This window comes from Bradyrhizobium sp. P2_E8 (assembly GCF_056403875.1).
Genome location: NZ_JBFUES010000071.1, coordinates 1 through 14,344 on the forward strand (window position 1 = coordinate 1; position 14,344 = coordinate 14,344).

General features: G+C 65.7%; 16 protein-coding genes and 1 pseudogene. 6 read left to right on the forward strand and 11 right to left on the reverse strand.

Annotation, left to right across the window (positions count from 1 at the left end; all coding sequences use genetic code 11):
- Both AC1D00_RS06325 and AC1D00_RS06330 read right to left on the reverse strand, forming a co-directional pair.
- A pseudogene (locus AC1D00_RS06325) lies at window positions 1-459 on the reverse strand (primary-amine oxidase); the annotation flags it as partial.
- Window positions 460-474: 15 nt separating this feature from the next.
- Window positions 475-1,671, reverse strand: coding sequence for a serine hydrolase domain-containing protein (locus AC1D00_RS06330; protein ID WP_477010070.1), 1,197 nt, complete (start codon window positions 1,669-1,671; stop codon window positions 475-477).
- 180 nt (window positions 1,672-1,851) lie between these two features.
- On the opposite strand from AC1D00_RS06330, the gene AC1D00_RS06335 reads away from it, so the two are divergent.
- Window positions 1,852-2,841 carry a helix-turn-helix domain-containing protein gene (locus AC1D00_RS06335; RefSeq protein ID WP_477010071.1) on the forward strand — a complete coding sequence of 330 codons (990 nt, stop codon included), beginning with the start codon at window positions 1,852-1,854 and terminating at the stop codon, window positions 2,839-2,841.
- 178 nt (window positions 2,842-3,019) lie between these two features.
- Here AC1D00_RS06335 and AC1D00_RS06340 read toward each other — a convergent pair whose 3' ends face one another.
- The 5 genes from AC1D00_RS06340 to AC1D00_RS06360 form a co-directional block, all read right to left on the reverse strand.
- Window positions 3,020-3,790 (reverse strand): MetQ/NlpA family ABC transporter substrate-binding protein, encoded by a 771-nt coding sequence (locus AC1D00_RS06340; protein ID WP_477010072.1) that lies wholly within the window; start codon window positions 3,788-3,790, stop codon window positions 3,020-3,022.
- Between the two features lie 28 nt (window positions 3,791-3,818).
- A complete protein-coding gene (locus tag AC1D00_RS06345) occupies window positions 3,819-4,484 on the reverse strand; it encodes a methionine ABC transporter permease (protein WP_477010073.1) in 666 nt (221 codons plus the stop codon).
- Window positions 4,474-5,625, reverse strand: a complete 1,152-nt coding sequence (locus AC1D00_RS06350; RefSeq protein WP_477010074.1) for a methionine ABC transporter ATP-binding protein — start codon at window positions 5,623-5,625, stop codon at window positions 4,474-4,476. Before AC1D00_RS06350 ends, AC1D00_RS06345 begins: the two co-directional genes overlap by 11 nt.
- Before the next feature lie 241 nt (window positions 5,626-5,866).
- A complete protein-coding gene (locus AC1D00_RS06355; RefSeq protein WP_135173733.1) occupies window positions 5,867-7,342 on the reverse strand; it encodes a DASS family sodium-coupled anion symporter in 1,476 nt (491 codons plus the stop codon).
- Window positions 7,343-7,485: 143 nt separating this feature from the next.
- Window positions 7,486-8,244 carry a hypothetical protein gene (locus AC1D00_RS06360; RefSeq protein WP_477010075.1) on the reverse strand — a complete coding sequence of 253 codons (759 nt, stop codon included), beginning with the start codon at window positions 8,242-8,244 and terminating at the stop codon, window positions 7,486-7,488.
- 62 nt (window positions 8,245-8,306) lie between these two features.
- Between AC1D00_RS06360 and nthA the strand changes: the two genes are divergently transcribed.
- Genes nthA through AC1D00_RS06375 form a run of 3 tightly spaced genes read left to right on the forward strand, consistent with a single transcriptional unit; the run spans window position 8,307 to window position 9,963 of the window.
- Window positions 8,307-8,930: a nitrile hydratase subunit alpha gene (gene nthA, locus AC1D00_RS06365; RefSeq protein ID WP_477010076.1), complete on the forward strand. Its 624-nt coding sequence runs from the start codon at window positions 8,307-8,309 to the stop codon at window positions 8,928-8,930.
- Window positions 8,927-9,586, forward strand: coding sequence for a nitrile hydratase subunit beta (gene nthB / locus AC1D00_RS06370; RefSeq protein WP_477010077.1), 660 nt, complete (start codon window positions 8,927-8,929; stop codon window positions 9,584-9,586). Before nthA ends, nthB begins: the two co-directional genes overlap by 4 nt.
- Complete coding sequence (locus AC1D00_RS06375; protein ID WP_477010078.1) at window positions 9,586-9,963, forward strand: nitrile hydratase accessory protein; 378 nt, start codon at window positions 9,586-9,588, stop codon at window positions 9,961-9,963. Before nthB ends, AC1D00_RS06375 begins: the two co-directional genes overlap by 1 nt.
- A gap of 149 nt (window positions 9,964-10,112) precedes the next feature.
- Here AC1D00_RS06375 and queC read toward each other — a convergent pair whose 3' ends face one another.
- The gene (gene queC, locus AC1D00_RS06380) at window positions 10,113-10,826 is read right to left on the reverse strand and encodes a 7-cyano-7-deazaguanine synthase QueC (protein WP_477010079.1); all 714 of its coding nucleotides are present in this window, start codon (window positions 10,824-10,826) and stop codon (window positions 10,113-10,115) included.
- A gap of 127 nt (window positions 10,827-10,953) precedes the next feature.
- On the opposite strand from queC, the gene mazG reads away from it, so the two are divergent.
- Both mazG and AC1D00_RS06390 read left to right on the forward strand, forming a co-directional pair.
- Window positions 10,954-11,772 carry a nucleoside triphosphate pyrophosphohydrolase gene (gene mazG / locus AC1D00_RS06385; protein WP_404556330.1) on the forward strand — a complete coding sequence of 273 codons (819 nt, stop codon included), beginning with the start codon at window positions 10,954-10,956 and terminating at the stop codon, window positions 11,770-11,772.
- Window positions 11,773-11,786: 14 nt separating this feature from the next.
- Window positions 11,787-12,245: a GNAT family N-acetyltransferase gene (locus AC1D00_RS06390; RefSeq protein ID WP_477010080.1), complete on the forward strand. Its 459-nt coding sequence runs from the start codon at window positions 11,787-11,789 to the stop codon at window positions 12,243-12,245.
- Here AC1D00_RS06390 and hflX read toward each other — a convergent pair whose 3' ends face one another.
- From hflX to AC1D00_RS06405, 3 genes are all read right to left on the reverse strand, one after another.
- The gene (gene hflX, locus AC1D00_RS06395; protein ID WP_167770627.1) at window positions 12,246-13,628 is read right to left on the reverse strand and encodes a GTPase HflX; all 1,383 of its coding nucleotides are present in this window, start codon (window positions 13,626-13,628) and stop codon (window positions 12,246-12,248) included.
- Window positions 13,629-13,639: 11 nt separating this feature from the next.
- The gene (gene hfq / locus AC1D00_RS06400) at window positions 13,640-13,888 is read right to left on the reverse strand and encodes an RNA chaperone Hfq (RefSeq protein WP_007591126.1); all 249 of its coding nucleotides are present in this window, start codon (window positions 13,886-13,888) and stop codon (window positions 13,640-13,642) included.
- Between the two features lie 248 nt (window positions 13,889-14,136).
- On the reverse strand, window positions 14,137-14,344 hold a 208-nt coding region (locus AC1D00_RS06405; protein WP_477010081.1), incomplete at its 5' end, for a helix-turn-helix domain-containing protein.

Consider the following 14,344-nt stretch of genomic DNA (forward strand, 5'->3'; position numbering starts at 1 on the left):
GAAGAAGCCAGAGGAGAACGGGTCGACCTGGACCAGCTCGATGTCCTTGTCGGTCAGCCCGCGCCGAAGCATCGCCGCACGCCAGCCGGGATCGGCTTTCACCACGGCCTCGCACTTGAAGAACTCTTCCAGCATCACCGGCGGCTGCCCATAGGGCGCCTCACGGTTCGGAATGACCTTGCGCGCAATGATCTCGTTGCGGCCGAGATCGACGATGTGCTCGATCGCCTCGCCCGTGGTCACGTCCAGCGTCAGCGCGAAGGCGCGACGCCCTACCCCGCCTGCGGCCAGCTCCTGTTTGGTCGGCTCTTCCAGCCGCACCGTCGGGAAGCGGCAGTGCTCCGGCGAGGCGGCCGCCGCACGCACGAGCGTGCAGGCCGCGGTGATCTCTTCAGCCGTCAGCGGATCGAGCGCATGTGGCGCAACGGTCTGTGATTTGGCTTTGACGGTATCGAGCATCGTGATGTCCTGATATCAGCGCGGGGCAAGATGCGCGGTGATGGCGCGGAAGGCGGCGAGCCAGCGATGATCGAGCGGCACGTCCATCGCCTTCGGCTGGGTCGCGAGCTTGACGATGACGGTGTCGGTTGCCGCATCGATATAGAGCCACTGGCCGTGGATTCCGATGCCCGCAAGATCGTTCCGCGAGGGATCGATCGTGTACCATTTGCTGCGGTAGCGGGCGCCAGGGAAGATGTCGGCGAGGTCGCCGTCGGTCCAGGCCTGGTGATCGCCGTTCTCGTGGATGTCGTCGATCCACCAGCCCGGCACCACCTGCCGTCCCTCGACCACGCCGCGGCAGCGGATCATCTCGCCGAAGCGCAGCAGGTCGCGCGCGGTGACCGAGAGCCCACCGGCGATGCGGCCCATGCCGTGGCTGTCGAGTGTCATGGAGCCATCCTCCTCGGCGCCCATTGGCTGCCAGAGATATTCGGAGAGGATGCGCGGATAAGGCATGCCGCAGGCGCGCTCATAGACCCAGCCGAGCACCTCGGTGTTGGTCGAGACGTAGTGGAACACCTTGCCGTGCGGCTTGCCGGTGCCGCGCAGGGTGGTAAGATAGGCGCGCTGATGGCCGGGCTCGAGGCCGGGCGGTGGCACGTCCCAGCCCGAGGAGAAGCGATAGCGCGCGACGTCGCCGGCGGGGTCCTCGTAATCCTCTTCGAACTTGATGGCGACGGCCATGTCGAGCACGTTGCGGACGGTGCAGCTGCCGTAGACGGACGTCTCAAGCTCCGGCACGTAGCGCACCACCCTCGCCTCGGAATCGAGCAGCCCGCGCGCGGCCAGCACGCCGCCGAGCGTGCCCGCGATCGACTTGCTGATCGAGCAGATCAGATGCGGCGTGGTCGCGCTCATGCCGTCGCCGTACCATTCGTGGATCAGCGTGCCCCGGTACATGACGAGGAGCGCGTCGCCAAAGGTCTCGCGCAGCGTGGCCTCGATCGTGGTCGGCTTGCCATCGGGCGCGGTGAAGCCGAGCTTTGACAGCTCGCGAGGTGCGCTTCGTATCGGCGTCGAATGCGCCGAGCGGCGGACCTCCGCGGTCGGCAGCACCTCGCGGGTGTGGGTGAAACCCCAGCGGATCGCGGGAAAGCTGCGCCAGTTGGCGCACGTCACCTGGGCCTCGGGCGCGGGCGGGCTGCCGCGCATGATCTCGGTCGGTCGCATTTCGATCCTCCGCAAGGCGATCCCGACTGCGATGTCGGAACGGTAAGGGAGAAGACTGCACGGAAGGCCGCATCGGGCGTTATCGAGATCCGGCAATATTTTGCTGGACTCGGGCGCGAGGCGTGCCAGTCTTGGCGCAGCTCTTGCAGGTTTCGAGCTGGCAAATTCCGACGTGCGGTCATGGCCTTAAGCGCAATTCTTCCGATTCAGGACTCGGCTACCAGCCTGTTTCAGGCCAGCAGCACGGATGTCGATGAGCACTGCGCCACGCTCGGCCGCTGGCGGCTGAGCTACGACCAGATCAGCGCCGGCGCCTTCCGGGGCAGCTTTACGCAGCTCTCTTTGCCCCGGCTCGAAGTGTTCCGCGAGATCACCAGTCAACAGGTCCGCCAGTACGGCCAGTTGGGCGCCGGCAGCTTTGGCATCGGCCTGCCCTGGCACGGCGATGGCGAAGTCAATTGCAACGGCGCCAGCGTTGCGGGTGCCCAGGTGATTGCCTGCATCGATGCCGAGGTCGACATGTGCACGCCGAAGGCGTTCGAGCTGCGCGGCGTCGTCGCCAGCGCGGCCCTGATCGAGGAGCTTGCCGCCCGGCTCGACATCGCGCTGCCGCGCAGCGTCTGGCACCAGTTACAGGTCATCGAGATGGCGGAGGCGCCCGTCGCGCGGCTGCGCGCGCATCTTGCCGCGATCCACGAGACCATCGCGACCGTTCCTGAACGGTTCGATGATCCCGACGCCCGGCAAGCGCTGGAGGACGCCCTCCTCGTCGAGATCATGGACATGCTGCCAACGGCACAGCCCAGCGACCCCGGACGTAGCGCCACGGCGCGCAAGCGCACGGTCGATCGCGCGCGCGAACTGATGCACGGCAGCGGCGATCGCTCGCTGTCGCTGCTGGAGATCTGCAAGGCAGTCGGCGCGAGCCCGCGCAAGCTCGGCTATTGCTTCCAGGAAGTCGTGGGCACGAGCCCGATGCACTATTGGCGCGCGATGCGGCTGAACCGCGTGCGACGCGACCTGAAACGCGCCGGCTGCGCGGAGGCTTCAGTCTACGACGTCGCCGTGCAGCACGGCTTCTGGCACTTCAGCCAGTTCTCGCTCGACTACAAGCGCCACTTCTCCGAGCTGCCCTCGGAGACCTTGCGGCGCGCCAGGCTTGCGGCCTGACGCCCTCGCCTTCTACTCTGTGACGAGATCCGTGGCGAGCACGTCGCTTGCGGCCATCCTTCGAGACGCCCGCCTCCGGCGGGCCCTCAGGATGAGGTCGCATTTCGCGGCGAGATATCAAACCCTCATGGTGAGGAGCCCGGCAAAGCGGGCGTCTCGAACCTTGCCGGCCGAGCCCTTACCAAGTCGGCAGATAGGTGCCCTTGAAGCGCGTCTCCAGAAACGCCTTCACGGGATCGGAGTGATAGGCCTCGACCAACTGCTTCACCCAGGGCTTGTCCTTGTCCTCCTCGCGGACGGCGAGAATGTTGACCCAGGGGCCATCGGGTTTTTCGCCGATCGCATCGGTCGCCGGATTGAGGCCGGCCTGCACCGCGTAATTGTTGTTGATCGAGACGACGTCGACGTCCTGGAGCGCGCGGGGAAGCTGGGCGGCGTCGAGCTCGACGAAGCGCAGCTTCTTCGAGTTGTCGGTGATGTCGGCAATGGTCGAGGCGACGTTGTTGGGGTCCTTCAGCTTGATCACGCCGTGCAGCGCCAGGATCATCAGGCCGCGCGCGCCGTTGGAAGGATCGTTGGCGATGGCAACGCGGGCGCCTTCGGGAAGGTCTGCGAGCTTCTTGTATTTCTGCGAATAGACGCCCTGCGGCGAGCCGATCGTGTTGGCGACCTTGACGATCTTCCAGCCGGTCTTGGCGATCTGGTTCTTCAGGTAAGGCTCGTGCTGGAAGGAGTTGGCCTCGAGGTCCTTGAGCGCCAGCGCCTGGTTCGGGATCACGTAGTCGGTGAACTCGACCACCTTGATGTCGAGGCCGCGCTCGGCGCCGACCTTCTTCACGACGTCCATGATCTCGGCATGGGGACCGGCGGTCACGCCGACGCGGATGGTTTCGGCCTCGGCCGAGGTCGCGAGCAAGGCTGCAGCCGCAAGGGTTGCCAGAAAGCGCATTGAAGTCTCCGATGTGGAGAAGCTTATGTCAGCGGTGCCGCAGCCGGCGGTTGACCCGGCGGGCCAGATAGTCGCCGGCGCTCTGGACGAGCTGGACCAGTGCGATCAGCACGACGACGACCGCCAGCATAATCTCCGGCATGAAGCGCTGGTAGCCGTAGCGGATGCCGAGATCCCCCAGGCCCCCGCCGCCGACGGCGCCGACCATGGCGGAATAGCCGAGCAGGCTCACCACCGCGAGCGTCAGCGCCAGCAACAGGCCGGGCAATGCTTCGGGGATCAGCACCTTGAGCACGATCTGCATCGGCGAGGCCCCGAACGAGGACGCGGTCTCGATCAGGCCGTCATCGACCTCGCGGATCGCAGCCTCGACGAGACGCGCGATGAACGGCGTCGACGCGATGGTCAGCGGCACGATTGCCGCGGTCGAGCCGATCGATGTACCGGCCACGAGCCGCGTGAACGGGATGATGGCCACGACCAGGATGATGAAGGGCGTGGAGCGCGTCGCGTTGACGACGATGCCGAGCAGCCGATTGACGACGGGGGCCGCGAACAGCTCCCCTCTCCGGCTGGTCGCCAGGAACACGCCGAGCGGCAGGCCGAAGGCGGTGCCGAGCAGCGCCGCGATGCCGACCATGTACAGGCTTTCGAAGGTGGCCTGGATGACCAGGTTGATGAGTTCAGGCGACATAGCCGAGACGCTCCGCCGGGAATTGATATTGAGACAGCCAGGCGAGCGTCCGCGTCACCGCGTCTTCGTTGCTGGACATGCCGAGGGGGATACCGAGGGTGAGCGAGCCCACATGCTGGCCGCCGATCTCGTCGATCCGCGCCGCGAGCAGCCCAACGTCGAGGCCGAGTTCGCGCGCGAGCCGCGCCACCAGCGTGTCGCCGGCCCCTGCCCCGCGCACCTGGACGCGGATCACGGCCTGCCCGCCGGCAGCCGGGGACGGCACGATCCGGCTCGCCAGCGACACCGGCAGGCTGTCGCCGATCACCTCGGCCAGGAAGGACTGCGTGATCGGATGTTTGGGATGGGTGAAGATGTCGGCGACCTGGCCGCTCTCGACGACGTGGCCGGCGTCGAGCACCACGACCTCCCTGGCGAGCTGGCGCACCACGGACATCTCGTGGGTGATCAGCACGATGGTCACCCCGAGCTCACGGTTGATGTTGGCGAGAAGATCGAGGATCGCGCGCGTGGTCTGCGGATCGAGCGCGGACGTCGCCTCGTCCGACAGCAGCACGCTCGGCCGCGTCGCCAGCGCCCGCGCAATGCCGACGCGCTGCTTCTGGCCGCCGGACAGCTCCGACGGATAGCGGTCGTGCTTGTCGGCGATGCCGACGAGAGCGAGCAGCTCGGCGACGCGGGCCTTGATGTCGGACTTGGCCCAGCCGGCGATCTCGAGCGGCAGCGCGATGTTGTCGGCCGCGGTGCGCGACGACAGCAGGTTGAAATGCTGGAAGATCATGCCGATCGAGCGCTGCGCCAGCCGCAACTCGCGGCCCGCCAGCGCCGAGATATCCCTGTTATCGACGATCACGCGTCCCGTGGTCGGCTTCTCCAGCCCGTTGATCAGCCGGACCAGGCTCGACTTGCCGGCGCCGGAGCGCCCGATCACGCCGGTGATGGAGCCGCGCGGGATCGTGAAGTCGATGTCTTGCAGGGCGTTGACGCCAGGCTTGCCGCGATAGGCCGGATAGGTCTTCGAAATGCCTTCGAAACGGACCATCGCGTCCGGCTCGGTCGCGGCAGGTGAAATCGCATCGAGCGTCTCGATCCTCTGTCCGATCGCGAGCGATTGGTGGGCGTTCATGGCGGAGGCCTTCATGTACGATAGTTCGCTTGCCCGCATGCCCCGGGGGCGCACGGGAACCAGGTCGCATCGCGCGACGGGGGGATGAAACTGCGACCGAGCGCCCGGGTGGAACGCGCTGCACCGCAGCACGCACCATCACCCGAACGGGTCTTTCTTGCAATGTCAGATATTTGCGGGGAGTTGGACGAAGTTTTCCAAATCCCTCCCCGGCGAAGAAAATTCATCTGCCGGGGGYGATCGGCCTTCGTCCCGGTTACTTGCCAAACTGCAACCAGGGCAGCACGATCAGCAGGAGGCCGGCGAAATAGAGCAGCCCGAAGATCAGCCCAAAGCCCCAGAACTGGCCCTTCCCGATATAGCCGCTGCCGAAATACATCGGCGCCGGCCCCGTGGCGTAAGGCGAGATCACGCCCATCAGGCCGAGCGAATACATGCAGAGCATGGCGAGCGTCGTGACCGGCAGGTCGGCGATGCCCGATCCGACCGCGAGCACGACGGGCAGCACCGCGGCGGCATGCGAGGTGATGCTGGAGAAGAAATAGTGGATCCAGAAGAACAGTGCGACCAGCAGGAGCATCGCGGTTGACGGCGACAGCCCGGCGAGCGGCTTTGCGTATTCGTTCGCGAACCATTTGATGAAGCCGATCTCGTTGAGGCCCGAGGCGAGCGTCAGCAGCGAGGTGAAATAGAAGAACACCTCCCATGCGCTCTTCTCGCTGACGATGTCGGCAAACTCGATCACGCCCGTCACCAGCATCAAGGAGATCACGATGAAGACGACGGTGGTGGCGTTGACGAAATTCGAGCCGAGCAGCGGCACGTGGATGTCCGGGCTGGAGCCGGCGATCCACAGGAACATCGCGAGCACGATCAGCGCCAGCATGATCCACTCGTTGCGCGACATCGGGCCCATCTCCGCGAGCTCCTTTGCCGCCCATTCGGAGATCTCGGGGCTGCGCTTCACTTCGGGCCGGCAGATCACGTAGCTCAGCAGCGGGACGAGGATCATCAGGAGGATGCCGAGCGGCGCAAAGCCGATGAACCACTGGCCCCAGCTTACCTCGACCCCGACGGTCTTCTTGGCGATCGCCAGCGCCGCTGCATTGGGCGCGAGCGCGGTGAAGAACAGCGAGCTGGTGACCGCGGTCGCCGCGAACGCGGTCCACATCACATAGGTGCCGATCCTGCCGGCGGTCGGTCCCGGCTCGGAGCCGTAGATGCGCGGGATGTTGCTGATGATGGGATAGACGATGCCACCGCTGCGCGCGGTGTTGGAGGGCGTTGCCGGCGCGAGCAGAAAGTCCGACATCGCGACCGCATAGCCGAGGCCGAGCGTGTTGCGGCCGAGCTTTTGCACCAGCACCAGCGCGATGCGCCGGCCCAGCTGGCTCTTGCGATAGCCGATCGAGAACACGAAGGCGCCGACGATCAGCCACACCGTGCTCTCGGCAAAGCCCGCAAGCATCCAGCGCAGCGACTTGGTCGGATCGGGATCGATATAGCCGCCGACGCCGGCGACCGTCAGCCCGATCAGGCCGACCGCTCCGACCGGCATCGATTCCAGGATGAGCCCGGTGATGACGGCCGCGAACACGGCAAAATAGTGCCACTGATTGACGTTGAGGCCTGCGGGCACCGGCCACAGATAGATCGCCAGCCACACCACGAGCGGTGCGACCAGCTTCCAGCGAAACCCTTTCGCCTCAGGCGCCTGCGAGCTAGCGGCCATGGGTCCTCCCCCTCGATTGTCGTTGCGTCGTGCCGCCCGTTGGCCGGGCCGCTTTTGTCCCTGCGCGGCGTATACGGACTGTCCGCGGCGCGATCAATGGCTTGACGCGGGTTCTGCCGCCCGCTGCTTGTTTTTCCCTGGTGTCACAAATGCCCGGTGCGCCGATGCTCCGGCTCGCCGCCGCGGACCGGAAACCGAATGGTGGTGCCGATGGTGATCCAGTTGGCGTTTTCGCCGGTGATGTTGCGGCCGTAGATCACGTCGACGGAGAAGATCTCGTTCGGCCGGTAGCGCACGCCGGTCTGGAAGCGCGGCTGCACGACGCTTGCGATCTCGGATGCGCCGGCCTGGCCAAAGGCCTCGATCGTCCATTGCAAGGTGTCGGTAAACTTCCAGTCGAAGCCGATGCCATAGGTCAGGTAGTGGCGATCCACGGTGCGATCCCAGAGCCAGCCGCCGTTGACGTTGATGCGCATGGTTTCGGACAGGCGGAAGGTTGCGGGGATGACCGCGAAGGCGGATAGCGCCTCGCCGGTCGCGGCATCGAATGATCCCCCGCCATAGGCCGACAAGCCCCACCGGCCGACGCCGGTCGGGATGAAATTCGTCTTGGCTTTCGGAGCCACCGTGGTGCTCCAGTCGCCATCGCTGCGGGCCCGGATGGTCTGCATGCTCAGCTCGATCGGCCTGAACGGATCGATGACACAGGAGGGATTGGCGACCGCCGAGACATCGGTGTTGGAAGCAGTCGACATCCAGCTTTCGACCTTGCAGGAGCCGACCTCCGAGATGTCGGCGGCATCCACCGCATAGGCGCCATTCGCGGCGCGCGCATCCTGCGCCGCGAGTGCGACAAGAGCCGCGATTGCGGCGGTTATTCCAGCTCGTGCAGCCAAGCCCATGGCGCGATGTTAGCAGAGTCTTCGCCTCGACAACGCCCGGATTCTGGGACTATCTTCCGTCCATGAGCGACCATCACCACCACGATCACGACCATTCCGAGCTGTCCGAGACCGAGCTGCGCGTGCGCGCACTCGAGACCATTTTGACCGAAAAAGGCTATGTCGAGCCGGCCGCGCTCGATGCCATCATCCAGGCCTACGAGACCAGGATCGGTCCGCACAACGGCGCGCGCGTCGTCGCCAAGGCCTGGACCGATCCGGCCTTCAGGCAGGCGCTGCTCGAGGACGGCAGCAAGGCGATCGGCACGCTCGGCCATGTCAGCCGCGTCGGCGACCATCTCGTCGTGGTCGAGAACACGCCGCAGCGGCACAACATGGTCGTGTGCACGCTGTGCTCCTGCTACCCTTGGGAAATGCTGGGGCTGCCGCCGGTCTGGTACAAGGCCGCGCCCTACCGCTCGCGCGCCGTGAAGGACCCACGCGGCGTGCTCGCCGATTTCGGCGTCGCGCTGCCCAGGGATATCGAAGTTCGCGTTTGGGATTCCACCGCCGAGACGCGCTTCCTGGTGCTTCCGATGCGCCCCGAGGGCACGGAGGGCTGGAGCGAGGAGCAGCTCGCGGAGCTCGTCACGCGCGACTCCATGATCGGCACCGGCTTTCCCAAGACGCCCGGAGCGCCGTCGTGAACGGCGTGCACGACATGGGTGGCATGGACGGGTTCGGCAAGGTCGAGCCCGAACCCAACGAGCCAATGTTTCATGCGGATTGGGAATCGCGTGTCCTCGCCATGGTGCGCGCGATGGGCGCGGCCGGCGCCTTCAACATCGACACCTCGCGCTTCTATCGCGAGACGCTGCCGCCGGATGTGTACCTGTCAAGCTCCTACTACAAGAAATGGTTTCTCGGGCTTGAGGAGATGCTGATCGAGAAGGGCTACCTCACCCGCGAGGAGGTCGCCGCCGGCCACGCGATGCAGCCTGCGAAGGCGCTCAAGCATGGCAAGTTCGATCTCGCCAACGTCGAGCGCGTGATGGTGCGCGGCAAGTTCGCCCGCCCTGCTCCGGCGCCAGCGAAATTCAACATCGGCGATCGCGTGCGGGCGAAGAACATCCATCCGGCGACGCACACGCGGCTGCCGCGCTATGTCCGCGGCCATGTCGGCGTGGTCGAGCTGAACCATGGCTGCCACGTGTTTCCGGACTCGGCGGCGATGGAGTTCGGCGAAAATCCGCAATGGCTCTACACGGTCGTGTTCGAGGGCAGCGATCTCTGGGGCGCGGACGGCGACCCGACCTCGAAGGTCTCGATCGACGCGTTCGAGCCGTATCTGGACCCGGCGTGATGAGCAGCACGCTTGCTGCCGCCGCGACCGCGGCGAKCCCGAGCATTCCGCGCGATGACGACGGCCCGGTGTTCCGCGCGCCCTGGGAGGCTCATGCGTTCGCGATGGCCTTGAGCCTGCACGAGCGCGGCGTCTTCACCTGGCCCGAATGGGCCGCAGCCTTGGCCTCCGAGATCAAGCGCGCGCAGGCCGCCGGCGACCCCGATACGGGCGAAACCTACTATTTGCACTGGCTCGCCACACTGGAAGGATTGGTTGCGCGCAAGGGCGTCGCGTCGTTGGAAACGCTGCACCGCTACCGCGACGCCTGGGACCACGCGGCGGACAGGACACCGCACGGCAAGCCGATTGAGCTGAAGCCGGAGGATTTTGGCTAGCTCGGTAATTGGCACGCTCGTGCCTAGCCCTACGCTGTCATTCCCCGCGAAGGCGGGGAATCCAGTACGCCGCGGCCTCTCGGCTCAAGCACGGTCTCTGGAATACTGGATCGCCCGCCTGCGCGGGCGATGACACTGACCGTGTAGCGTCAGCGTCCCGCCGCATACTCCCGCCACCCCTTCGCCCGCAGGCTGCACGCCGGGCACTCGCCGCACCCGTATCCCCATTCATGCTGCGCGCCGCGTTCGCCGAGATAGCAGGTGTGCGACTGCTCGCGGATGAGATCGATGAGGTCGTCGCCGCCGAGGTCATGCGCGAGCTGCCAGGTCGCGGCCTTGTCGATCCACATCAGCGGCGTATGCAGCTCGAAGGGCCGCGCCATGCCGAGGGAGAGCGCGGCCTGCATGGCGCGGATGGTGTCGTCACGGCAGTCGGGATAGCCGGAATAGTCGGTCTCGCACATGCCGCCGACGATGTGGGTGATGCCGCGCCGGTAGGCCAGCGCCGCGGCAAAGGTCAGGAACACCAGATTGCGGCCGGGTACGAACGTGTTCGGCAGCCCATCGGCGCCCATCGCGATCGCGACGTCGCGGGTCAGCGCCGTGTCCGAGATTGCGGCCAAGGTCGGGATCGACAGCGTGTGGCTCTCGCCGAGCTTTGCGGCCCAATCCGTGCGAAGGCCCTTGATGCCGTCGAGCAGGCGGTCGCGGCAGGCGAGCTCGATGGCGTGGCGCTGGCCGTACTCGAACCCCAGCGTCTCCACGCGGGCGAAGCGGCTCAGCGCCCAGGCGAGGCAGGTGGTGGAATCCTGGCCGCCGGAGAACAGCACCAGCGCGGTTTYGGATGAGAATGCGTCACTCATGGCCCCGCGCTTTAGCACTGTGTGACCTACCCGCCAATCGGTGGAAATCGGCCTGTTCCGCCTCCTTGCGCTGGGATCGGCGGGCCGCTTTTGGCATAAGGTTTTGGACCCAGGAGAATGGCCCTCAATGACCCCTTCCCGCGACATTTCCCGCCTGATCGAGATCATGGCGGCGCTGCGCACGCCGGTGACCGGCTGCCCCTGGGACCTCGAGCAGGATTTTGCGACCATCGCGCCCTACACGATCGAGGAGGCCTATGAGGTGGTCGAGGCCATCAGCCGCGGCGATCTCGATGATTTGCGCGAAGAGCTCGGCGACCTCCTGCTCCAGGTCGTGTTCCACGCCCAGATGGCGGAGGAAAGGAACGCGTTCGCCTTCGGCGACGTCGTCGAGGCCATCACCCGCAAGATGATCCGGCGTCATCCCCATGTCTTCGCCGACAAGGACGGCAATCTCGCCTCCTCCCACGTCAAGGAAGTCTGGGACCGCATCAAGGCGGAGGAGAAAGCCGAGCGGGCTGCGCGCCGGCCGCCGGAAGCAACACCGTCGCACAAGTCCCTGCTCACGGGCGTGAAGGCCGGCCAGCCGGCGCTGACCCGCGCCATGGAGCTGCAGCGCAAGGCCTCGACCGTCGGCTTCGACTGGAACGACCCGCGCGCGGTGCTGGCAAAAATCCGCGAGGAAGCCGACGAGATTGAAGCGGCTCTCGACCGCAACGACAAGGAGGAGCTTGCGGAAGAGACCGGCGACCTGATGTTCGCACTCGTCAACCTCGCGCGCCATGTCGATGCCGATCCGGAAGCCGCGCTCCGCGCGACGAACGCCAAATTCGAGCGGCGGTTTGCGTTCATCGAACGTGCGCTCGACGCGCAGGGACGGACGTTGGAACAGGCGTCGCTCGCGGAGATGGACGCGCTGTGGAATGCGGCCAAGACCGCCACCTGACACAAGGGGACGACGTGGACATCAGGCAAGACGATCCGACGGCGCCATATGTCGCCGACTTGCTGGCGCATCATCTGGAAGAGCTCCGCAGCGTCATGGGCGAGCACGCGCAGGCGCTGGACGCGAGCGGTCTTTCGGCCGCATCCGTGACGTTCTGGACCGCCTGGCACAATGGTGCGTTGGCCGGCTTCGGCGCCCTCAAGCAACTCGATGACACGCATGGCGAAGTGAAGTCGATGCGCGCCGCGTCCACTGCGCGGCGGACCGGGGTCGGGCGAGCCATTCTGGACCACATCATTGTCGAAGGCCGCAAGCGAGGATATGCGCGTCTCAGCCTGGAGACCGGCACTGCGCCGCTGCACGCCCCCGCGATCTCGCTCTACCGCAGTGTCGGCTTCGTACCCTGCCAGCCGTTCGCCGACTATCAGGCGAGCCCACACAACCAGTTCATGCGCCTCGACCTGTCCAACTGATTACGCCGCGTGATGCGGCACCGCGTCGAACCGGTTCACCACGATATCGCGCTTGGTCTCGTCCACGCGCACCGTCATGTCGAAACGGCCGTCGTGCAGCTCTTTCGTCAGCACCTCGGAATTGCGATGCAGCCAGCTGATGCCGGCGCCGTCGGCGGCGTCGATGGAGAGATCGAGCGTCGTGCGTTTGGCCGCAAGCCGTTCCTCGATCGCGGCGAGCAGTGCGTCGACCCCCTCGCCTGACACGGCCGAGACCAGCATCGCCGGATGATCCTCCGGCCTGCGCGCGGCGATGTTCAAAAGCTCTTCACGCTGCTCGGCGTCGTAACGATCGATCTTGTTCCAGACCTCGATGATGCGGCCGGAATCGTCGGGGTTGATGCCGAGCTGGCGCAGCACGGCGTCGACGTCGCTCTGCTGCGCCTCGGCGTCCTCATGCGAGATGTCGCGGACATGCAGGATGACGTCGGCCTCCAGCACCTCCTCCAGCGTGGCGCGGAAGGCCGCGACGAGCTGCGTCGGCAGATTGGAGATGAAGCCGACGGTGTCGGACAGCATCGCCTTGCCGCCATGCGGCAGGGTGAGCGCGCGCAGGGTCGGATCGAGCGTGGCAAACAGCATGTCGGCCGCCTGCACGTCGGCGCGCGTCAGGCGGTTGAACAGCGTCGACTTGCCGGCATTGGTGTAGCCGACCAAAGCGACGACGCGATACGGCACGCGCTGGCGTCCGGCGCGATGCAGGCGCCGCGTCGCCTGCACCTTCTTCAGCTCGCTCTCGAGCTTGGAGATGCGCTCCTGGATCAGGCGGCGGTCGGCCTCGATCTGCGTCTCGCCGGGACCGCCCATGAAGCCGAAACCGCCGCGCTGGCGTTCCAGATGGGTCCAGGATCGCACGAGGCGAGAACGCTGATAGTTGAGATGCGCAAGCTCGACCTGGAGCGAGCCCTCCTTGGTCTTGGCGCGGCGGCCGAAGATTTCGAGGATCAGGCCGGTGCGGTCGAGCACCTTGGCGTGCAGCTCCTTCTCGAGGTTGCGCTGCTGGATCGGCGCCAGCGCGCAATCCATCACCACGAGTTCGACGTCGAGGCTCTTGGCCAGCGCGGCGATCTCCTCGACCTTGCCCTTGCCGATATAGGTGGCGGGACGGATCTGGCTGATCGGCGCGATGATGGCGTCGGCGATGACGAGATCGATCGCGCGCGCGAGGCCGGCGGCTTCGTCGAGCCGGGCCTCGGCGTCTCGCACGACATGACTTTCCGATTGCGCGTCGGCACCGCCCGCGCGCACACGCAAGTAGGGGCCGACGACAAGCACCCGCCCCGTTTGCTTAGCCCCAGCCGACCGCGGACGGTCGGCATCCCCGTCGAAATTCCGGGGTTCCAATCAGATCACTCTCAAGCCGGCTGATCCTCGCCGCCTTCGAACAGCTGGATCGGAGCGCCCGGCATGATGGTCGAGATCGCATGCTTGTAGACAAGCTGCGAATGTCCATCGCGCCGAAGCAGCAAACAGAAATTGTCGAACCAGGTCACGATGCCCTGGAGCTTCACTCCGTTGACCAGAAAGATCGTCAGTGGCGTCTTGGTTTTGCGAACGTGATTAAGGAAGGTGTCCTGTAGGTTTTGTGCGCGGTCTGCCGCCATTGTTTTTTTCTCGCTTTGAGTTTCTTTTTATTGCGCCGGTTGCGGCCCTCTTGGTGAAATTCGGGGCCTCGTCYGGTTGCCGTTCCTCATGAGATCCCCCTCGGAGGAACAGCGGTTCGATTAGAGGACAGGTCGGGTTATTAGGCAAGCCGCTTCGCGCGGCAGGCCACGCCGTATTGCCCCGAAAAACTACGGAAATCGATGATTTTCCTCGCTTATCCCCGAGGCGCAAACGCAACGTCTCGGCGTCAGCCGACGCCGAGCGCCTTCAGCTTCCGGTGCAGCGCCGAGCGTTCCATGCCAACGAACTCGGCCGTACGAGAACTATTTCCTGAAAAACGGCTGATCTGTGCAATCACATCGTCGCGCTCGAACACTTCGCGCGCTTCGCGCAGCGGCAGGCCCATGAGGTGCTCACCATTGTTGCTGGTCGGCATCGCCGGCACCATGGAGCCC